At 59.1% G+C, this 21,040-nt stretch carries 21 protein-coding genes; 3 read left to right on the top strand and 18 right to left on the bottom strand.

The window, feature by feature from the left end; translation table 11 throughout:
- Positions 1-43: 43 nt before the first annotated feature.
- The 5 genes from HB680_RS26330 to HB680_RS26310 form a co-directional block, all read right to left on the bottom strand.
- Positions 44-439, bottom strand: a complete 396-nt coding sequence (locus HB680_RS26330) for a RidA family protein (protein ID WP_213941332.1) — start codon at positions 437-439, stop codon at positions 44-46.
- Between the two features lie 17 nt (positions 440-456).
- Positions 457-1,440 carry a GlxA family transcriptional regulator gene (locus HB680_RS26325; RefSeq protein ID WP_213941331.1) on the bottom strand — a complete coding sequence of 328 codons (984 nt, stop codon included), beginning with the start codon at positions 1,438-1,440 and terminating at the stop codon, positions 457-459.
- 295 nt (positions 1,441-1,735) lie between these two features.
- Complete coding sequence (locus tag HB680_RS26320; RefSeq protein ID WP_213941330.1) at positions 1,736-3,139, bottom strand: MFS transporter; 1,404 nt, start codon at positions 3,137-3,139, stop codon at positions 1,736-1,738.
- 497 nt (positions 3,140-3,636) lie between these two features.
- A complete protein-coding gene (locus tag HB680_RS26315) occupies positions 3,637-4,266 on the bottom strand; it encodes a hypothetical protein (RefSeq protein ID WP_213941329.1) in 630 nt (209 codons plus the stop codon).
- On the bottom strand, positions 4,263-4,721 hold the full coding sequence (locus HB680_RS26310) for a metallophosphoesterase family protein (RefSeq protein ID WP_213941328.1): 459 nt from the start codon (positions 4,719-4,721) through the stop codon (positions 4,263-4,265). The genes HB680_RS26315 and HB680_RS26310 overlap by 4 nt, the downstream gene beginning before the upstream one ends.
- A 194-nt stretch (positions 4,722-4,915) precedes the next feature.
- Between HB680_RS26310 and HB680_RS26305 the strand changes: the two genes are divergently transcribed.
- Positions 4,916-5,167, top strand: a complete 252-nt coding sequence (locus HB680_RS26305) for a DUF6555 family protein (protein ID WP_213941327.1) — start codon at positions 4,916-4,918, stop codon at positions 5,165-5,167.
- A gap of 154 nt (positions 5,168-5,321) precedes the next feature.
- On the opposite strand, the gene HB680_RS26300 is transcribed toward HB680_RS26305, so the two are convergent.
- The 6 genes from HB680_RS26300 to HB680_RS26275 form a co-directional block, all read right to left on the bottom strand.
- On the bottom strand, positions 5,322-6,089 hold the full coding sequence (locus tag HB680_RS26300; protein ID WP_213941326.1) for a hypothetical protein: 768 nt from the start codon (positions 6,087-6,089) through the stop codon (positions 5,322-5,324).
- 254 nt (positions 6,090-6,343) lie between these two features.
- Positions 6,344-6,970, bottom strand: coding sequence for a LysE family translocator (locus tag HB680_RS26295; protein ID WP_213941325.1), 627 nt, complete (start codon positions 6,968-6,970; stop codon positions 6,344-6,346).
- Between the two features lie 67 nt (positions 6,971-7,037).
- The gene (locus HB680_RS26290) at positions 7,038-8,036 is read right to left on the bottom strand and encodes a bile acid:sodium symporter family protein (RefSeq protein ID WP_213941324.1); all 999 of its coding nucleotides are present in this window, start codon (positions 8,034-8,036) and stop codon (positions 7,038-7,040) included.
- A gap of 109 nt (positions 8,037-8,145) precedes the next feature.
- Entirely contained in the window at positions 8,146-8,409 is a 264-nt protein-coding gene (locus tag HB680_RS26285) for a hypothetical protein (RefSeq protein WP_213941323.1), read from the bottom strand.
- 21 nt (positions 8,410-8,430) lie between these two features.
- Positions 8,431-9,369: a class I SAM-dependent methyltransferase gene (locus tag HB680_RS26280; protein WP_213941322.1), complete on the bottom strand. Its 939-nt coding sequence runs from the start codon at positions 9,367-9,369 to the stop codon at positions 8,431-8,433.
- A complete protein-coding gene (locus tag HB680_RS26275; RefSeq protein WP_213941321.1) occupies positions 9,366-10,784 on the bottom strand; it encodes an iron-containing redox enzyme family protein in 1,419 nt (472 codons plus the stop codon). The genes HB680_RS26280 and HB680_RS26275 overlap by 4 nt, the downstream gene beginning before the upstream one ends.
- Before the next feature lie 339 nt (positions 10,785-11,123).
- On the opposite strand from HB680_RS26275, the gene HB680_RS26270 reads away from it, so the two are divergent.
- On the top strand, positions 11,124-12,035 hold the full coding sequence (locus HB680_RS26270; RefSeq protein ID WP_213941320.1) for an alpha/beta hydrolase: 912 nt from the start codon (positions 11,124-11,126) through the stop codon (positions 12,033-12,035).
- A gap of 28 nt (positions 12,036-12,063) precedes the next feature.
- On the opposite strand, the gene HB680_RS26265 is transcribed toward HB680_RS26270, so the two are convergent.
- The 6 genes from HB680_RS26265 to HB680_RS26240 all read right to left on the bottom strand — a co-directional run bounded on the left by HB680_RS26265 (position 12,064) and on the right by HB680_RS26240 (position 19,673).
- The gene (locus HB680_RS26265) at positions 12,064-12,786 is read right to left on the bottom strand and encodes a transporter substrate-binding domain-containing protein (RefSeq protein WP_213941319.1); all 723 of its coding nucleotides are present in this window, start codon (positions 12,784-12,786) and stop codon (positions 12,064-12,066) included.
- Positions 12,786-14,108: an MFS transporter gene (locus HB680_RS26260; protein ID WP_213941318.1), complete on the bottom strand. Its 1,323-nt coding sequence runs from the start codon at positions 14,106-14,108 to the stop codon at positions 12,786-12,788. Before HB680_RS26260 ends, HB680_RS26265 begins: the two co-directional genes overlap by 1 nt.
- A 60-nt stretch (positions 14,109-14,168) precedes the next feature.
- The gene (locus tag HB680_RS26255) at positions 14,169-15,221 is read right to left on the bottom strand and encodes a lactonase family protein (protein ID WP_213941408.1); all 1,053 of its coding nucleotides are present in this window, start codon (positions 15,219-15,221) and stop codon (positions 14,169-14,171) included.
- A 266-nt stretch (positions 15,222-15,487) separates the two neighbouring features.
- A complete protein-coding gene (acnA, locus tag HB680_RS26250) occupies positions 15,488-18,166 on the bottom strand; it encodes an aconitate hydratase AcnA (RefSeq protein WP_213941317.1) in 2,679 nt (892 codons plus the stop codon).
- A 141-nt stretch (positions 18,167-18,307) separates the two neighbouring features.
- Entirely contained in the window at positions 18,308-19,198 is an 891-nt protein-coding gene (locus tag HB680_RS26245) for a LysR family transcriptional regulator (protein WP_213941316.1), read from the bottom strand.
- A gap of 73 nt (positions 19,199-19,271) precedes the next feature.
- Positions 19,272-19,673: a DUF1801 domain-containing protein gene (locus HB680_RS26240; RefSeq protein WP_213941315.1), complete on the bottom strand. Its 402-nt coding sequence runs from the start codon at positions 19,671-19,673 to the stop codon at positions 19,272-19,274.
- A gap of 159 nt (positions 19,674-19,832) precedes the next feature.
- Here HB680_RS26240 and HB680_RS26235 point away from each other — a divergent pair, with 159 nt between their 5' ends.
- Positions 19,833-20,495: a glutathione S-transferase family protein gene (locus tag HB680_RS26235; RefSeq protein WP_213941314.1), complete on the top strand. Its 663-nt coding sequence runs from the start codon at positions 19,833-19,835 to the stop codon at positions 20,493-20,495.
- Positions 20,496-20,622: 127 nt separating this feature from the next.
- On the opposite strand, the gene HB680_RS26230 is transcribed toward HB680_RS26235, so the two are convergent.
- Positions 20,623-21,006: a cytochrome c family protein gene (locus HB680_RS26230; protein ID WP_213941313.1), complete on the bottom strand. Its 384-nt coding sequence runs from the start codon at positions 21,004-21,006 to the stop codon at positions 20,623-20,625.
- Positions 21,007-21,040 lie beyond the last annotated feature (34 nt).

Below are 21,040 nucleotides of genomic sequence, written 5' to 3'. Positions count from 1 at the left end.
CTATTTGTTGGTTGTTATTGGCGATTTGCGCGGCAGCATAGCCTTAGGTTCGCCGCACCGCTACGCACTTGATCTCCACCAAAAGCCCCGGGTGCGCCAATTCACTCACGCCGATGCACGTCCAGGCACATAACCCTTTAGGAAACATACGGTTTTTCACGTCCCGGAACACCGCCATGTGCGTCGACATATCGACGTGATAGGTGGTCATTTCAACCACGTCATCGAAGGAGCAGCCGCCCGCCTCGAGTACTTGGCGCAGGTTATCCCAAGCGCTGATGAACTGCTGTTCGGGGTCCTCGATCACTTGCAAGTCAGGCGTTCGACCCACCTGGCCGGCACAGTACAGTGTGGCGCCGACCTTGACCGCAGGGGCATAACCCGCGCGTTCGACAATGGCCCGCATGGCCTCGGGAATGATGATTTCACGGTCCGACATCAATGGGTCTCCGGGGGTTATTTGACCAGCCGCGTTTCCTTGGAAGGCCGGTAGCCAAAGTACGAGCTGTAGCATTTGCTGAAATGACTGGGCGATACAAAGCCACAAGCAACCAGTACATCCACTTGGGACAGTTCGGTGTGTTGCAGCAAACGACGGGCCTCGGTAATGCGCAGCTCCATGTAGTAGCGTTGCGGCGTGGTGCCCAGTTGTTCCTTGAACAGACGCTCGAGCTGGCGACGGGAGCGCCCGGCGTACACCGCCAGTTGTTCCAGCTCCAGCGGCTCTTCGAGGTTGGCGTCCATCAGTTTCACCACCTCGCGCAGCGGTGCGCTCACGCAGATATTTTCCGTCGGCTTGATGCGCCGGTAGCGGGATTCTTCGAACGCCAGGATGTCTTCGATGCCCTCGACGAGCGCCTTGTCGTGCAGGCCCTTGATCCAGTCCAGCGCCATGTGGAACGCCCCGGAGGGACTGGACGCCGTGAGCCGGTCGCGATCAATCACGTAAGGTTCGCTGGTGACTTGCGCGGCTTTGGCAATTTCCGCCAGTGCGGGGCGATGTTCCGGGTGAATGGCGCAACGGTAGCCGTCCAGAAGACCGGCGCTGCCGAGGAACCAGGCACCGTTCCACAATCCGGCCAGAATCACGCCATGGTCTGCCGCGCTTCTCAGCAAGTGGATCAGCTCATCGCTGGCTTTCAGTTCGGTGCGGTAGCCGCCACAAATCACCAGCAGGTCCAGGTCTTGAATCGCGGCACCGTCGAAACGCGCGTCGGGGCGGATGACCAGGCCCAGGTCGCTGATGACTTCGCCATCGTGCAAGCCGAACGTGCGGGTGGAGAACAACTTGGGGCGAAGCAGGTTAGCGGTGACGATCGTGTCCAGCGCCTGGGTGAAGGCCGGCAGCGAGAAATGCTCCAACAGCAAAAAGCCTGTTCGAGCCATGGGCACAGGCTCGCCAGATTGCTCATTCAAATAGCGGAGATTTTTCCCCTTCATGCCTCCGCTGAATTGGCGTCGTTCGATCAAGGTCTGGGTTACTCGGTTATGGGAGCTGATAACCCGTCATGCTACCTCCAGACGGGTGTTCGGGCTATCGGCTGATCCCAGTCCCTTCTTTTGATCTGCGTAGGAGCAAGGCTTGCCCGCGAAGAACGATAACGCGGTAGGTCAAGCCTGACGCCTTCGCGAGCAAGCTTTGCTCCTACAGAGGGGCGGCGAACAACACCGATCAACTGTGGGAGCGAGCCTGCTCGCGAAGACGGCGGCACAGCCGCCGTCAAACTGACCTATTTCACAGGTCAGTAATTTCCTTATGCTGCGGCACCAGTGCCTTCATTACGCTCCACGCCACCAGATAGGCCAGTGCGCAGATGGCAAACATGATCATGTAGCCGGTGTGAATATCGTTGATCGATTTGTAATAGTCGAACACCCAACCGCCAATCTTGGTCATCACAACGCCGCCCAAGCCCCCGGCCATGCCGCCAATCCCGACCACCGACGCCACGGTTTTTTGCGGGAACATGTCGGACACGGTGGTGAAGATGTTGCACGACCACGCCTGGTGCGCCGACGCGCCCACACCAATCAACAGCACCGGCACCCAGAAACTGATGTAACCGAACGGCTGCGCCAGCAACACCAGCAGCGGGAACAGTGCGATTACCAGCATGGCTTTCATGCGACCGTCATACGGCTTGTCGCCACGAGCCATGAAGTAGCTCGGGAACCAGCCGCCGCCGATGCTGCCGACCATGGTCATGCTGTACAACACGGCAAGCGGGACTACGATGTCCGGGCCTTTCATGCCGTATTGCGCCGACAGATAGGTCGGCAGCCAGAACAGGAAGAACCACCACACGCCATCGGTCATGAACTTGCCGAAAGCAAATGCCCAGGTCTGGCGATAGGTCAGCAACTTGAACCACGAAACCTTTTTGACCACCTCGCCCGCCACCGGGGTGGCGATCACTTGCACCGGCTCATCGCTGCGGATGTAGGCCAGTTCCGCCGCCGACAGGCGTTTTTGCTGCTCCGGCTTCTGGTACAGCGCGATCCACACCGCCACCCAGACGAAACCCAACATGCCGATCACGATAAACGCCGCTTCCCAGCCCCACAGGCCTGCAATCAATGGCACGCAGATCGGTGCCAGGATCGCGCCGACGTTGGCGCCGGAGTTGAAGATGCCGGTCGCAAACGAGCGTTCCTTCTTCGGAAAGTATTCCGCCGTGGCCTTTATCGCGATCGGAAAGTTACCCGCCTCGCCGATTGCCAGCACCGCACGGGACAACATGAAACCGGCGATCGACACCGGGATCACCGCCAGGCCGAACGCGCTGCACACCGCCGCGATCCCCTCGCCCATCGGCACCGCAAACGCATGCATTATCGCGCCGGTCGACCAGATGCCGATCGCCACCACAAACGCTGTCTTGGTGCCGATCTTGTCGACTACACGACCCGCGAACAGCATGGAAATGGCGTAGACAAACTGGAACACCGAAGCAATGTTGGCGTAATCGGTATTACTCCAACCGAACTCCGTCGACAGCCCCGGCGCCAACAGACTGAGCACCTGGCGGTCGAGGTAGTTGACGGTAGTGGCAAAAAACAACAGCGCGCAGATCGTCCAGCGGTATTTGCCTACGGCTTGGCCGACACGTTGCGCATTGATGGGCTCGTTCAGATTCATAGCATCACTTTATTATTGGATTAGGGTGATGAACTCTCGACAGTCATTGCGAGAGTACAGGTGCACGTTCTCCACGCCCGGTGGCTGGAGTTGGACCTGTAGCAAGTGCTATGGGGCGTTTGTTGTAACCGTTGCCTGCAACGGACCGGACTGTGCGTCAAGGCAAGCAGTCAGGAGCGAACCACGAGGAGCGGCATTCGGGGAGGCGAGTACGCAGGTTGGATTCATGATGGGGCCGACACTCTTTTTTATTTTTAGGGTTCAACAGTCGATCTATCGTCTGTCGTCGTACAACTGTGCCTTTTATAGCGAGGCTGATACCGGGCTGTCAATCTGAAAGATGGCCGTTCGTCATGACACGACCTGTCTATTCAGATCCAGTTTTGTAAGGAATACGATGGGTGCAGGCGGGTTCGATGGTGTGATTTGCTTCGCGAACAACAGATGCGTTGGAAAAACCGTTGTACGACAACGAAAGATCTAACTGGCGCGGGATATCATTCTTCGGCACGGCACTCGACATCGCCCGCCCCCATATGATCGAAGCCGGTCAGCATCACCGACGTAACCCCTGAAGACGAATCGCTTGGGCCTGTGCCCGGTGAATCCTGGGTCGATTCATATTGAACGCTGGTGTCCATGATATTTTCAGGCAAGGTCCCCAGCTCTGTTTCGGACAGCAAGTAGGCTTCGGCACGCGGCAATTTGAACGCATTGCGGACCTCGGCCTCGTTAAGCGTTCCCTTGAGCAAAAGCGTGACCTGTTGCAACTCCCCATGTTCCCAGCTCAGTTGCACCTGCGTCGCGAGGGGATGGATCCTGGCAGCCAGGCTTGCGGGCAATTCCGGGCCTTCTGTGTAGGTATCGACGTTGCTGCAGGGGTCGCCTTGATTTTCGTAACCCATCAAGCTGCAATTGAAACGCTTGTCGCGATGCCCGAGTGACTGCTCCATATAGCAACCAAACTCGCTCGACGACATGCGCGGCCATGCCAGCACATCGACGGTGGGCGACGGCAGCCCCGCGCCCAGGGCTTGACCTGCACAGGCCAGCATCGCGATGAGCATCGCCATTTCGGTGTTGATCTTGAGCATCTTTTTTTGTGCCAGAGGGTCAGGGTCGATCATTCCACCAACGATACCAGACGCGGCTCAATCGACGTCGCCGACACCTCAAGCAGCGCCAGGGTCACCGGCAACTTGAAGCGCCGCCGCCCTGCACTGCCGGGATTGAGATACAGCCGCTCTCCCCGCCATTCAATCATTGGTTTATGAGAGTGGCCGGTGATCACCAGCCTGACGTCCGCATCGAGTGCCACGGGGACATCGGCAATGTCATGCACCAACAGCGTTTTCCAGCCATTCACGTCGATATGCAGAAGATCGGGAATCTGTTTTGCCCACGACGCGTCCAGGTCGTTGTTGCCTCGCACGACGTGTAGCGGAGCGATGGCCATCAGTTGCTCAAGGATTTGCGCGCTGCCAATGTCACCCGCATGAATGATCCGTTCACAGCCTTCCAGCGCCGCAACCGCTTCGGGACGGAGCAGGCCATGGGTGTCGGAAATCACGCCAATTTTCATGTAGAGCTCCGGGATAAATAAGGGTCGCGCCGCCAGTCACCGCCATTGAACTATCCCATCACGACACCGTCCAGAAGCGCCTTCAAACCCGCAATCTTCTCTACAGAAATCAATAAGTAACAACAACTGAAAACGCTTTGAATTTTTTTCTGACGCCACCACTCCTTTATCTATGAGCAAATGGAGGGGGCCTCATGAAGACCGATCTTTACATCATTGAATACAAGCTTCACGGGCAAACAAAGTCCTTCATCATCCGCGCGCAAAGCATGAGCAATGCGCAAGCATGGCACTGGGCGAGTTGTGATGCGGGCATAGCGCCAATCCCGAAACCCGGCAGGCCGCCGTTGAAAGTCGTGTCCAAACCTCAGGCGGAAAAGTATGGGCTGACCGAGGTGAAATGGCGGGAGTCGGCGACGTTGAACTGGACGGAGGTTTCGACGTGATGGTCTGTGCCGGGCAGGGAGATACGGCGGATGCGGCGGCGAGGTGGTTGAAGGTTGAGAAGATGAACTGAATCAGCTGGTCCCTATGCTTGCCAATCATTTTCTCCTGGCAATAAAAAGCCCGCGAAAGCGGGCTGTTGGGCCGATTGGAAATTTACGGCTTCGCTGCGCCCGCAGCTTTCTTCCTGGCAGCATCCGCTGCTTCTTTGTCTTTCAACTCTGCGTATGCTTTATCGACTGCAACCGAGTTTGCAGCTGCTTTTTCGGCAGCCAGTTTATCTGCAGCACGCTGCTCAGGCGTCTTTAATTGCTCATTCACGAGTTTGTTGATTGCAGCGACTTTTTCTTCCATCTTCGCGGATTCATCCGGTGGTAGCTCCTGCGAGTAAGTTGCGCATCGCCCACTCACAGATATGGACGCGAGCACAACCTTAGCTCTCTCCGCATCGGAAATAGTGCTAGTGGATAGGGAGTCTTTGATTTCCGTATGAAATTTATCCAGCAAACCGCTAATGACTCTAGCGCGATTAGACCGAACGAGCGCCTCATCACCCAGGTCAGTCTGAATACCATTAGTAGCACCGGACAGAGACGACCAGGCTTTGGCTGCCGTTCCGCCAGCGGTAACTCCAAAAACGCTGCCGGCAAGGACACCGAGAACTTTTACGCCGAGCTTCGTTCTCGAATTTATGTTGCCGGTGCCCTCATAGAAATTGCTGACCTGCCTGCAGAACGATGTAGCAGCAATTACCGACTGATACATCTCGGTCGTAGAGCAAGCTGTATTACATCCTTGCAGGTTCTTTATTTCTGAGTCTCCCCATGGCCACACAGGTGAATCCGCTGCCTTGTCTTTGTTACACCCGACGAGAAGGCTCAGTGTGAACAGAGAGAGAGAAATCGTCCTTAAGTTCGTTTGCATTTAGCGCCCCTGAAGTCATGAAGTTGACTTCAAAGTGATACTAGTACGCCATTACGAAAAATCAATAAACCAGAACGAAAGTTGCCTTACTTGAGCAACTGCTTTTGGCGACAGATAGTGCCGTTGGGAGTGGCAACTTCGAGTTCAGACGATAAAGGTTGTCTGGCTCCGCTTTTTTTCATCGTTCCAATTGCCGTTAGCCGTCAGGTACGACAGACAGCAACGGCCAATAACAGCACCCCGCCCAACCCGCCCTACCGCTGCTGCAAAGCCACCTTCACCCCAAGCCCCACAAACATCGTCCCAATGATTTTCCCTTCCCACCGACGCAGCCTCGCAAGGCCTTTGATCAACCGGCTCAACGGCCGAATGGTGATCGAAAGAACACTGGTATAAACCGCGCTGAGCGCCGAGAAGATCAAGCCAAGTACCGCGAATTGAATCAGGGACGAACCCGACTCCGGGTGAATGAATTGAGGCAGGAAGGCCAGGAAGAAAATCGCGGTTTTCGGGTTCAGCACCTCGGCGCCGATGGCTTGAAAAAAGGCCTGGGTCGATGTGACGTCGGCTAATTGCGTTCGCGCAGTGGCGCTCGGCTTGGCAAGAAAAGCACGCACGCCCAGATAAATCAGATAGCACGCGCCGACCGTCTTCACGACGTTAAACGCGAGCGCGGAGGTCATCAGGATGGCCGATAGACCCAGTGTAGCGCTCAGCGTATGGATCAGGTCGCCCGATGCAATGCCCAGCCCCGTGGCAATCCCGACTTTACGCCCGCCCTGCACGGTGCGGGTGATGACCAACAGCACGGCGGGGCCAGGGATTAAAAACAGACCGATCACGACGGCCACGTACGTCACGATAGAGGGCAGATCAAACATCGCGCGTCACCTCAAGGCAGGACAAGGCCACAGTTATCCTGATCTGAAGTTCGAAAGCAACAGGCCCTTACGGGTCCACCTGGCCCATCATCTCAGCCACCGTTTCCGTGCGATTGGCGTAGCGCTGCGCCAACACCGCACACACCATCAATTGAATCTGATGGAACAGCATCAGCGGCAAAATCAGCACGCCCAAGGTGCTGCCGGCGAACAGCACCTGAGCCATCGGCACGCCGGTGGCCAGGCTTTTCTTCGAGCCGCAGAAGAGGATGGTGATGCGGTCTTCCTGATTGAAACCAAAGGCTTTGCCCAACACCGTGGAGGCCAGCAGCACCAGCCCGAGGACGATGCAGCACACGACCACCAGACCGGCGAGTTCCCAGAGTGGAATCTGGTGCCAGATGCCTTCGATCACCGCTTCGCTGAACGCACCGTAGACCACCAGCAGGATCGAGCCCTGATCGACGAATTTCAGCCAGGACTTATTGCGCGCCACCCAGTTGCCGACCCAGCGCCGCGCGATTTGCCCGGCCACGAACGGCAGCAGCAGTTGCACGCTGATCTTCAGAATCGCATCAATGGTGGAACCGCCGTCACCGTGCACGTCCAGCAGCAAGGTCACCAGCAACGGCGTGAGGAAGATCCCGAACAGACTGGACGCCGCCGCACTGCAAATCGCCGCCGGGACGTTGCCCCGCGCCAGCGACGTGAAGGCAATCGCCGACTGTACGGTGGCGGGCAGCGCGCAGAGGTAGAGCATGCCCATGTACAAATCGTTGCCGATCAGCGGCGACAGCAGTGGCTTGAGCGCCAGTCCGATGACGGGGAACAGGATGAAGGTCAGGCTGAACACCAGCAGATGCAGGCGCCAGTGGCCGGCACCGGCGATGATTGATTCCCGGGACAGTTTGGCGCCATGCAGGAAAAACAGCAGGGCAATGGCAATGTTGGTCAGCCAGCCAAAGCCCACCGCGACTTGACCGCTGGCGGGCAGGAAACTGGCGAGGATCACCACGCTGATCAGGGTCAGGGTGAAGTTGTCGGGCAGGAAACGGGGGCGGGTCATCGATAGTGTCCTTCAGGAGCGCCAGGAACGTGGCGACCACTCTAACGCGACGATCCGATGACCGACTAACGCAAACGGGCCAGTAGATAGCGCCAAAAGGACAGAAACCTTAGCGGCTGACCGCTGGGTGATAATCCCCTCCCGCCACCGCACGCAAATAAGCCTCATCCGCCTCCAGCCGCAAGTCCCGCCACTCTTCCCAATTCACAATGCCCTGGCGATCCATTTCATCCGCCTGGCGCAGCAGCTCCTCATGATAGGCGTCGGGACACTCCATGCGCAGCGAGCAATCGTCGAGCGCACGGTGCCAGGCATCCAGCGCACAGAGCCGCTGTTCTTGCGCCGGGGTCAGCAGGTTTTTGAATGAGTTCATGACGGTATCCTGCAAAAGGACCTACACCGGTAGACGTCGCGTGACAATCAGTTCCACGGCCGCGATGCGATCAACCTGTTCGTACCCGGCTTCCAGCAACTCCTCGCCGAAGACGTCGGGATCGAGTTCGCGGTAGCTCCAGTCCAGCGCGGGCTGATCCAGCGCCTCCTTCACCGACGCGAGAAACGGATCCTGGCCATCCACAATGGCGACGCCGGTATACAGCAGCAACGACCCGCCAACGGACAAGCGCTCAATCGATTCATGAACGATCCGTACGGACAGGTCCGCGCCCAGCGCATCACCGCCATGGCGATAAGCCCGTTGCCTGGAATCCTTCATGTAAGGCGGATTGGCGACAATCAAATCGAAGCGCCCTTCTACCTCATTGAGCACATTGCTGCTGTGGCAGACCACGTTATCCAAGCCTGCCAGTGCGGCGTTGATCCGGGTGAAATCCAGCGCCTTGGGGTTGATATCCACCGCAAAGACTTCGGCCTCGGGATTCGCCCGGGCGATGAGCATCGCACCCGCGCCTGTGCCACAACCGATATCGACAGCACGTTTGATGACGCTACCGGTGCTTTGCAAATGACGCTGTATGGTTTGAGCAAACCGATAGGTATCCGGGCCGAAAAACACCGAATCTTCCTGGGTCGTCGGAAAGGCAGAATGAACCAGCAACAGGTTATCCAGCGTCGACCATCTGACCGTACTGTTGAGTCGTTCATGGTCGCGTTCCAACACACCGCTTTCGATCAGTTCGCCCTCGGCGTTCGGTGGCAGCAAACCCTGTTCGAATGACCGATTCCAGCCAAACGCGTCACGCAGCGTGCTGCCGATGGCATTGTCCGCCCTGTCGTTGACCCGTTGATGAGTTAGGGGCGTTGGCGTCACAAAGGTGTATCCGCTTTCGCGAAGCAGATTGCCCAGTTGCAGCAGTGCAGATTGTCCACTCATGCCTGTGGCCCCTTGACGTTCTCACTCATCACCTTGACGAACTCCCGCGTGGCGTAGAGCCCGGCCGGAGTCGCATGCATGGCTGGGCACATGAACGCGCCAAGCAAGGCCATTTTTTCAGTGGCCGCGCAGTGCTTGAGGTCGTTGATCAGCCCTTGCAGGTCCGGGTCGTTTGGAATGACCGAAGACGAATCATCCGGTTTTGCCGAAGGCTTGCTCCTGAACTGGAATCGAAAGGCATTGGCAGCGCTTTCTTCCACGATCCGGGTACCGGCAATCCAATCCCACAGCAGCTGTTTTTCATAACCGGAGAACACCCCGAACATCGGCGCGCCCGCACCATCGATCAACTTCCAGAAGCGACTGTTGGCCGGGTCTTCATCGCGTTTGATCCAGCCCTTTTTCAGCAAGGCTTCGAGGAATGCCGGAATCTGATCGGGCTTGGCCAGCCACTCGTTGATGGTCAGGCCTTCCAGGCGGCAATAGTCGGAATGCATGTGCTGCCCAAACGACCGTTTGCGTTCGAGCATGGCGACGACTTCCTGCTCCAGGTCGAAGGATTTGATGATCGCCGTTGAGCCAATCCCCAGTTCATTCAGTTGGTAGCCGCGCACGACACGCCGATAAAACTCATCGCGCTCCGCCCCCATCGGCATCAGCGACAGCACACTCTGCGCCGCCTTGCGCGCATGGCCGGTGCTGGCGTTGTCGATGGTCACGTGCAGCGAAAAATAGTACGGGTCGATCCCCAACTCATTCAATTCGAACGACGTGATCAACAAGTGCAACGGGAGTTGTTCATACCCCAGGTTGTAGCCGATGACTTCGGGCAGAAACGCTGCGCCATGCTGACCCAGCGCCAGTTGGATCGCGCCCTGCACGTAATAAACATCCGCCAGCGCATAACCGGGGTCGCAGTCCAGATCGGCGATCAGTTTTTTATACAACGCCACATGATTGAGCGCGGGTTCGCCGTCGCCCAGCTCCTCCAGATAGGTGCGAATCAGCCCATGAAACCGATAATCCGCCCAGTGCGGCAGCAGGCCGTACAGCCACGCACCATCGACTAACTTGGTCGGCGCGACATGCTGCAGGAAATACAGCGCATGGCTGCGTCCCGTGAAAAAACGTCGCGGACCGCCGGCATGCCGCGCTTGCAGATACGCAGAATAGTGCTCGGCAACGTTTGCCACACCCTGAGCGATCCAGTCTTCAAGCACCTGCGGGTTACTCGGCACTTCGCAATCGGCGTGCTCGGCGCGGGCCAATTCTTGATGCAGGAAATCGACAACCTCGACATCGCGCAATGTTTCGCTCGGCTGCATCAAGGCATCGTAAACGGTCCTGGCCTGATTGCTGTCGGTGGCTACCGGGCTACCTATTGGCGTGCCTGTAAGGGTCTGAAGGTGTGTCATAGGTCGTACCTGGCAGTCATCTCAAAAGAATCCCGGCTATGTACCTGATGCCGATCAATCAAGGATTCCAACGCCGCAACCCTTGTGGGAGCGAGCTTGCTCGCGATAGCGGTATCAGGTTCAACAGAGATGCTGACTGTTACACCGCTATCGCGAGCAAGCTCGCTCCCACAGGTTCTGCGCCTTAACTGACCGGCATCAGGCTTTGCGCCGCTCTAACTCTTACGATTCACCCCTATTCAGAAGATTCATTGAATTTCACGACTGTCCGGTAGACGGCAATTTGCACAACGCCAGCTACCCTTCCATGGGCTCCCCCGACCCTTTGGAGAAACCCTGATGATTCGCACCTTACTGACCGCTTCCCTGCTACTTGCACTGAGCCTCCCGGCACTGGCCGGCGTGACACCCTTCCCTGCCGCCTTCCGTACCCAGGACATCAAAATGGAAGGCGTCACGATGCACGTGCGTGTCGGCGGCAAGGGGCCGGCGGTGGTGCTGTTGCATGGTTTCGGAGATACCGGCGACATGTGGGCGCCGCTGGCGGCGGACCTGGCCAAGGATCACACGGTGGTGGTGCCGGACCTGCGCGGCATGGGGTTGTCGTCTATCCCGGACAGCGGCTTCGACAAGAAGACCCAGGCCGGCGATGTCCGTGGGGTGCTGGCGGCGTTGGGGATCGAGCATTCGGTGGTCATCGGCCATGACATCGGCACCATGGTCGCCTTCGCCTACGCCACGCGTTACCCGCAATTGACGGAGCGCCTGGTGGTCATGGATGCGCCGGTGCCGGGCGTTCCGCCCTGGAACGACATCGTCCGCTCACCGATGCTGTGGCACTTCGACTTTGGCGGGCCGGATGCCGAGCGGTTGGTCGCCGGACGCGAGCGCATCTACCTGGACCGCTTCTGGAACGAGTTCGCCGGCGACCCCACCAAAGTCGACGAAGCCACCCGCCAGCATTACGCCAAGCTCTACGCCCGCCCCGGCGCCATGCATGCGGCTTTCGCGCAGTTTCGCAGCATTCGGCAGGATGCCGTGGACAACGAAGCCTCGATTAAGACGCGGCTGACGATGCCGGTGCTGGCCATCGGCGGTGAAAAATCCTTCGGCAACAACGAAGCGATCGTGATGCGCAATGCGGCGGACAAGGTCACAGAAGTGGTGATCCCCGGGGCCGGCCACTGGCTGATGGAAGAAGCGCCGACCCCGACTATTCGCGCGATTCGCGACTTCATTTCACAGAAATAAAGCCGCTCACCTGACCGGGCAGAACGACTCACGCCACCGTGACATCCGCCTGCCCGCTGGCTTTCAAGGCATCGTGCACAAAGCCTTCGGCCTTTTTGCGCTCGACGAAGGCCCTCACATACGCCGCGCCCGCCGTCCGTTCCCGAGGGACGGCCATCGCCTGGCGAATCGCCGTGAAGGCGCCCTCAAGCACTCGATAACGCCGGTCGGCATCGGCCACTTTCTGCAACGGCTGACGCACACCGGCAGCAGCGTCCAGGCCCTTTTCAAAGAACAGCTCGACCGCTGCGGCAGAGGTGGGCGCGCGCATCAGTTGTGCGTGTTTCAGGGTGCGCGCCAGGAACAGGTCATAGGCCGCGCCCTGGCCGACAGCCAGTCGCAACCCCGGCTGATCAAGGTCTTCAACGGCGACGAAGGGCGAATCAGCCGCCACCAGGTACGAGCCCTCAATGATCACGTAAGGCTCGCTGAACGCGATCTGTTGTTCGCGCACGGGCTCGATGGCGAGGAAGGCGACGGTCCAGACGCCCTCCTCCAGCGCGGCAAACACTTTGCCGGCGGCATCGAAGATCACCATGTCCAGACGCACGCCCAGCTCTTGGGCGAGGGCCATGGCCAGCGCGACGGAGACACCTTGCGGTGATCCATCCTCGCCCTGCTGCGCCAGTACCGGATTACCGAAGTTGATCGCCGCACGAAGCACGCCACCAGGCGCCAGGTCTTCAAGTACCGCGGGGCTGATAACAGTCATCATTTGCTCCAGTTAACGGTGGGTTCGGCTTGCGGGATGTCCCGATTGATCACCCGCATAAACAGGGTCATCAGAAACCCTATCAGCAACAGCGCACTGAGAAACAGCAGGCCATTGGCAGCGCTTTGGCTATTGCCCTTGACCATGCCGATCAGCGACGGCCCGACAAAGCCACCGAGGTTGCCGATGGAGTTGATGACCGCGATGGACACCGCCGCCGTCGAGCGATTGAGGAACAGTGTCGGCAGCGCCCAGAACGGTGATTTGAAGCTATAGAGCCCGGACAACGCCACGCAAATCATCGCCATTGCCACAAACGGATTGGCCAGCACCGCCGCCCCCAACAGACCCAATGCTGCAATGAGCAACGGGATGGCGGAATGCAGCTTGCGTTCATTGCGCCGGTCAGAGCTGCGCGACCAGACGATCATCGCCGCCGTGGCCACGATGTACGGCAGCATGGCAATCAAGCCGATCTGCGAGTGGGTCAGCGACTCGGAAAAGCTCTTGATGATCTGCGGCATCCAGTAACCGACCCCGAGGCTGCCGCACTGATACACAAAGTAGATGAACGACAGGTAAAGCACCTTGGGGTTGGTCATCGTCTTGTAGACGCTCAGGCTCTTGACGTTTTTGCGGCTCTGGCGGTCCCGCTCCAGCTCGGCCAGCAACCAGTCCTTCTCTTCAGGCTTGAGCCATTTGGCCTGTTCAGGCTTGTCGGTGAGGAAGAAAAAGCAGGCAATGCCGAGGATCACAGCGGGAATGCCTTCCAGAAACAGCATCCAGCGCCAGCCGCTCCAGTTCATCCAGTGAATGTTGTCCATGATCCAGGTGCTCAGCGGCGCACCGATGATGTAGCTCACCGGGATCGCCGCCGTGAACAGCGCCACGGTGGTCGCCAGTTCCTTGGAACGGAACCAGAAGGTCAGGTAGACGATGATCCCCGGAAAGAAACCGGCCTCGGCCACGCCAAGAAAAAACCGCAGGATGTAAAGCTGATTGGCGGTCTGGGCAAACGCGGTCATGGCGGCGATGCAGCCCCAGGTCACGAGGATCCGCGCGATCCAGACCCTGGCGCCGAATTTGTTCAGCATCACGTTGCTCGGCACTTCAAACAGGAAATAGCCGATGAAGAAAATACCCGAGATAAACCCGAAGGCCTCGCTGGACAGCGCCAGCTCCTTGTTCATTTGCAGCGCGGCATAGCCGATGTTGGCGCGGTCCAGGTAGGACACGATGTACAGCAGGAAAACAAACGGAATGATGCGTAGCGTGACCTTGCGCACAATCGCGGTTTCGTCGAGCGTCTTATTGTTGTTCATGGCGACCTCACTGCAAGCAGGCGTTCACCTGCTTGTGTCGTTTGCGTAAATCCGGACGGTTCAGGCAGAAAAAATCATGCACACCGGGCTGCCGGTCGACACCGAAAAACCGGTCTTGCTCAGCCCGCCCTTTTGCGGATCCACGGCGATGGAGATGATCGTGTCGCTGTCTTCGTTGAGCGCGAAAAGGAACCGCTCATTGGGGGTCAGGGTGAAGAAACGCGGGGTCTTGCCGTCGGTCGGCATGAACTCCACCGGGCTCAACAGCCCCGTTGCCTGATCGATGGCAAACGCGGCGACGCTGTCGTAGCCACGATTGGAGGCGTAGACGAAGCGTCCGCTGCGATCGACTTCAATCTCGGAGGCGCGGCTATTGCCGGTGAACGTCGACGGCAACGAGGTCACCACCTGCAACGGCTTCAACGAACCATCCTTCGGGTTGAACCGATAGGTCGTGACCGTCGAATCCAGCTCATTGACGACATAGGCGAACGGCGCGCCGGGATGCAGGGCCAAATGCCGTGGACCGGCCCCTTCCCGCGTGGCTACGAACGGTTGTTCGGCGGGGACCAGTTGGCCGTGGTCGAAACGGAAACTGAAAATCCGGTCCAGGCCTTTATCAGGCACCAGCACAAAATTCCCGCTGTGATCGAACGGGTTGAAATGCGGTTTGGAAAAAGGCTGTTCGACCCGGTGCGGGCCCGTCGGACCTTCCAGTTTCAGCAGTTGATTGAGCGTTCCCAACGCGCCGTCCTCGGAGACATTCAGCACCGCCAGGGAGCCGGTGATGTGGTTTGAAACCACCAGGAAGCGTTCCGTCGGATCCAGCGCCAAATGCACCGGATTCTTGCCTTCGCTGCTTTGCTGATTGATGAACGTCAGCTTGCCGGTGGCCTTGTCGATACTGAAGGCGCTGACGTCGCTCTTGTCACCATGCACGGTGTAGAGCCGGTCGCCCGCCTTGTTGAGCGCCAGGAACGACGGATTCACCAGGTCCTTGACCACTTGAACCAAGGCCAGCGTTCCTGCCTCCTGATCCACTTTATAGACGCTGATGCCTTCACCACGAGCGTTTCGCTCCTTGGTCGTGCGCGACCCGACGTAGGCGTACATAGGGGTTGTTCTCCGAGTAACAGATGACGTTGTCGTTGAAAGGTCAGCACGCGCAAAACTGACGGGCATCAGCGCGCCCAACAGCGAAACGCCGGCGAGGGTACTCATCTGTTTGAGCACCGTGCGGCGGCTGGCGCCGGTGGGCTCTGAATCGCAAATCCCGAGTTCCGGCGTGCCTGCGCCTGTATCGTCGCTTCGCATGGTAGCTGTTCCTTGTTTTTGTGGGTTGCCAATGCCGGGGCCCGGGGTCGGGACCGGCGGTCGAATCAGTGCCGCGTTCGCGCCACCACTTTGCGAATCACGAAGGGCAAGACCCCGCCATTGATCAGGTAGCGGATCTCCTGCAATGAGTCGATGCGCACGGCCAGTTCGACCGATTGTCGAACACCGTTTGCCCGATGGATGACCAGGGCAACGCTGTTGTCGCCGACGCTCAGGTCATCCAGCCCAACGAAATCGAAGCGCTCATTGCCCTGCAAATCCAGGTCATCGACGGACTGCCCCGGCTTGAACTGCAGCGGAATGACGCCCATGCCGATCAGGTTGCTGCGGTGGATCCGCTCGATGCTGCGGGCCACCACCGCTTTCACCCCCAGCAGCGCCTGCGCCTTGGCCGCCCAGTCGCGGCTTGAACCGGCGCCGTAATTGATACCGGCGAACATCACCATCGGCAGCTGTTGTTCGGCGTAGCTCTTGGCGGCCATGAACAACGGCAGGCACTCGCTGTGATCCGCATTCCATGCCCAGGCGCCAAGCCCGGGATGCTCGTCGCCCAACAAGCGATTTTTCACCGAACGGTTGGTAAACGCGCCGCGCAACATGACTTCGTGGTTACTGCGGCGCGTGGAGTATTGGTTGAGGTCCTGCGGGTCTTCGCCACGCGCCAGCAGCCATTCGCCGGCCAGGCTATTGGCCGGAATCGCCCCGGCCGGGGAAATATGATCCGTGGTGACGTTGTCACCCAACACCATCAACACCCGCGCACCACTGATGGCCAGACTGGTTTTTGGTTCAGCCTGGATATCCGCCAGGTACTGGGGGCGGCGCAAGTACGTTGACTGCGGACTCCACGGGAATTGCACGCTGCCCTCGGCGGACAGCGCTTGCCAGTGATGCGTGCCGTCCCACACCGTCGCCAGGCGCTGCTGGAAAAATGCCGGTTTCACTACCTCGGTCACCTGAGCCGCAACATCAGCATCCGTCGGCATCAGATCCCGCAGGTACACCGGTTGACCGTCGCGGCCGTGCCCCAACGGTTGCGCATCCAGGTCGATATCGATCGTACCGGCGATCGCATACGCCACGCACAACGCCGGGGACGCCAGGTATCCGGCCGGGACTTTGGGGTTGACCCGGCCTTCGAAATTGCGATTGCCGGACAACACCACGACGCCTTTGAGCCCTTGATCGGCAAACACTTCGACGTGTTCTTCCAGCGTTCCCGAGTTGCCGATGCAGGTCATGCAGCCAAACCCGGCGAGGTCAAACCCGAGCGCCGAGAAATCCTTAAGCAAGTCCGCTTCCTTCAAATAATCCGCCACCACTTGCGAGCCCGGTGACAGCGAAGTCTTGACCCAGGGTTTGCGTGTGAGCCCCAGCTTCCGGGCGTTGCGGGCGAACAGTCCGGCCTGGATCATCTGCGCCGGATTGGCGGTATTGGTGCAACTGGTGATGGCGGCCATGACCACCGCACCGTGGGTGATCGACTCATGGAACGACGGCTCGAAGAAGCGTTGCCCGGCGGGTCCGGCGATCAGGTTTGCACCGCCCAGCACTTCATTGCGGAACGAGGCCGCGGCGTCGGACAACTTCTGCCGCTGATGGGGTTGGTAAGGGCCGGCGACACTCGGTTCGATACTTGCTAGGTCCAGCTCGATCAGTTCATCGAAATGCGGCTCTGCCAGGTCATCCCGGCGCCACAGCGGCTGGGCGCTCATATAGCCGATCACTTTTTCGCGCAGCTCGGGCGAGCGCCCGGTCAACTCAAGGTAGGACAGCGTTTCGTTGTCGAACGGAAAGAACACCACGGTGGCGCCGTACTCGGGTGCCATGTTGGAAACCGTCCCGCGTACCGCCCAGCTCAGGCTGGAAAGACCGGGGCCGGTGAACTCGACGAACTTGCCCACCACCGAACGCTTGCGCAGGATTTGCGCCACATGCAATGACAGATCGGTGGCGGTGACACCCGGCCGCAAGACATTGGTCAGCCGAATGCCGACCACCTGCGGAAAGCTGATCGGCACCGGTTCACCCACCATTGCCGCCTGCCCTTCCAGCCCGCCGACGCCCCAACCCAGCACACCGATGGCGTTGATCATCGGCGTGTGACTGTCCGTGGCGACCATGTCATCCGGGTGCAGCAAGCGCTGGCCGTCGGCGCTTTCGCTCTCCCAGACCACTTGCGCCAGCGCTTCCATGTTCATTTGATGGATGATCCCGGTGCCGGGCGGAATCACGCCGAAGTTGTCCAGACTCTTCTGCGCCCACTTGATAAACCGATAGCGCTCGCTGTTGCGGCGAAAGTCGATGTCCAGGTTCTTCTCCACCGCATCCGCCTCGGCATAGCGCTCCACAATCACCGAATGGTCGATGGTCAGCACCGCAGGAATCAATGGATTCATCGCACTCGGGTCGCCGCCCAGCTCCGCCACCACATCGCGCATGCCGGCGAAATCCGCCAGGGCCGGCAAGCACGTGGTGTCATGGAACATCAAGCGATTGGGCTGAAACGGCACTTCGCAATCAGGCCCCTGGCCAATCGCGCGGGCCAGCACCGAGGGCAACGCCTGCGGCGAACAACGGGCGACGTTCTCCAGCAGAATCCGAATCGAATAAGGCAGCTTCGCGACCTGCCCAGGCGTCAGCATCTTGTGCAAATCGACGTAGACGAATGACGCTTGGTCGATGACCAGATCAGAGAGAAGGTCGCGGGCAGGCTCGGTCATGCTCATATCGCTCGGCTTTTTTTGTAGGGGTCGCGAGGGGCGGATGCCATCGCTGATAAGCCGATACTAGGAGCCGTCGAAGACGATGAAAATTGATGATTTACCACGGGAGCGTTCTCTATCAGAGAACGCTCGTGGAACTTACTCGGCGGGCAGTTTCAGGTGATCAATCAGGGTTTTCAACGTGGGGGACGCCGCCTCGTACTTCTTGAAGGCCAGCAACAAGGAGCGCTGCGCCCACGGCTCATCGAGGGTGACCGCTTTCAGTTTGTGGCTGCGCAGGTACTGATTAATGACGCTGCGCGGGAGCACCGCCACCCCGAGGCCGGACGACACCATCCGGCACATGCAGTCGAAACTGCTGATGCGAATCCTCAGTTTGAGGGCCAAACCGAGTTTCTCGGCCTCGCTGGTCAGCAGGGTATGCATCGAGCTTTCCAGGTGCGGCCCGACAAACTCGTGCTCCAACACCTCTTTGAATCGAACCGACTTGCGCGAGGCCAACGCATGGCCGGCCGGCACCACCAGGGTCAGTTCGTCATGGCGATAAGGCACGGTTTCCAGGCCTTGAGCCGCCGTCTGCACCGCAATAATACCCAGGTCGGCGCGGCCGTCCGCCACCGCACGGATCACCGCCGAGCCGACCCGTTCTTCGATATCGAATTTGATTTGCGGATAGCGCGCCACGAACCCGGCCACATCATCCGGCAGAAACTGCGACAGCGCCGAGGTAATCGCATGAATCCGCACATGCCCCTTCACGCCGGTGGCGTAGTCCCCCAGTTCGTTGTCGAGCTGTTCGAGGGTCTGCTTCAATTGCCGCGCATAAAACAACATGGACTGCCCCGCCGGCGTCAACTCCACGCCCCGTGCATTGCGAATCAACAACGGCGAACCGACCTGGGATTCCAGCTCGGTGATCCGCTTGCTGATCGCCGACACCGCCAGGTGCCGGATGCGCGCGGCACGGGTGAGGTTGCGCTCCTGCGCCACGGTAATGAAAAGATCCAGGCTCGTCAGGTCGTATCGCAACGGGAAAAATCCTTGGTTTGAGAGCGCTGAGTGAAACACGTCTGGCCGTCGTTGCGCCACGAGCGGGTGTCGTTCATTTGGCTGGTTTCGAGGTGTTCAGCAGCACAGCCGCACGAATCAGCGCCTGCAACGCGGCTTCATCAATCGTGTCGCCCTGGTGAATATCAATAGCTCGCCGGGAGTTGCCTTCGAGGCTGGAATTGAACAGGCCTGAAGGGTCTTCCAATGAGGCACCCTTGGCGAAGGTCATCTTCACCACAGCCTTGTAGGTCTCGCCGGTGCAGAGGATGCCGCCATGGGACCACACCGGCACGCCGCGCCATTTCACTTCCTCGACCACGTTGGGGTCGGCCTTGTGGATGAGCGCGCGGATCTGCGCCAGTGTCGCGCCCCGCCAATCGCTCAGTTCGTGGATTTTTGCGTCGATCTGCGAAGAGGCGCTAGCGCCCTCCTCTGCGTCCGTTGCCTTTTTCATGGGGGTCGCCTCGCGGGGTGATTGCCGACCCTTGAGTATTGCTGACGAACGTTTTTTCTCCAGGCGCCGCGACCGCTGGGTAGGGTCGCCTCGCGCATCCCTGAACCTCGACCGATAATGCAACGTTGTGGGCTGCACACGTTCACCGAGGACTGAAAGATGCCGCTGACTCTGTACTACCACCCGCTTGCGTCGTTCTGCCACAAAGTGCTGATTGCGCTATACGAAAATGGCATTGAATTCGAAAAGAGGATTGTCGATCTGGCGAGCGAGGCCGAACGAGCCGAGCTTCAGGCACTGTGGCCGATCGGCAAGTTTCCGGTCGTCCACGACCACACTCGCCAGCGCGACGTGCCGGAGTCCACGATCATCATCGAATACCTGGACCGGTTTTACCCTGGCCCGCAGCCCTTGGTGCCCGAGGAGTGGGAGGCCGCGCTGGAGGTGCGGTTGTGGGATCGTTTTTTTGATCACTACGTCCATGAGCCGATGCAACGGATCGTAGCGGATCGCTTGTTCTCAGCCCATGGCGATTTGGCCAGGGATCACGCCCTGCTGACGACGGCGTATCACATGCTGGAACGGCGAATGGCGTCGAGAATCTGGGTCGCCAGCGAGGCCTTCAGCATGGCCGACTGCGCGGCGGTCCCGGCGCTGTTTTATGCCAGCACGCTGCTGCCGTTTCCCGGCGATTGCGGACACTTGAGTGCCTACTTTGAGCGGTTGATACAGCGACCGTCGGTGCAGCGGGTGATTGACGAAGCCAAGCCGTATTTTCAGTTTTATCCGTTTGCCGAGGCGATCCCGTTGCGGTTTCGCTGATGTAGCTGCACCACAAACCCATTGCAGGAGTGAGGCTTGCCCGCGAAAGCGCCATAACATCCGACCGCTATGGTGGCTGTTACATAGCTTCCGCGGGCAAGCCTCGCTCCTACAGTTATTTTGGGCGCTACGGAAAGGTTTGAAGGTAAGCCAGCAGGTTTTCGATCTTTTCCGGATCGCTGATGCCCCAGAAGATCATGCGGGTGCCGGCCACCACGCTTTTGGGGTCTTCGATGTACTTGGCCAGGGTTTCGCGGGTCCAGACCACACCGGATGATTTCATCGCCTCGGAGTATTGGTAGCCCGTGGTGCTGCCGGCCGTGCGCCCGATCACGCCATTGAGCTGTGGTCCGAAGCCACCCCGCGCCGATTCGCCCACTTGATGGCAGCCGCCACAGGTTCGGCTGAACAGTTTGCCGCCCGCCTCGGCATCCCCGGCCGCATTAGCTTCGGTGCCGAGCAATCCTGTGGCGAGCAATAAAGTGAAGGTCAGTACGGCAGCGCGGTTCATGTAGCGGCTCTCGAAAAAACGAGGGGCTATTTCA

It is taken from the genome of Pseudomonas sp. dw_612, from assembly GCF_018449725.1.
Taxonomy (GTDB): Bacteria; Pseudomonadota; Gammaproteobacteria; order Pseudomonadales; family Pseudomonadaceae; genus Aquipseudomonas.
The sequence above is the reverse complement of the archived record's forward strand: the minus strand, read 5'-3'. Positions and strand labels throughout refer to the sequence as shown.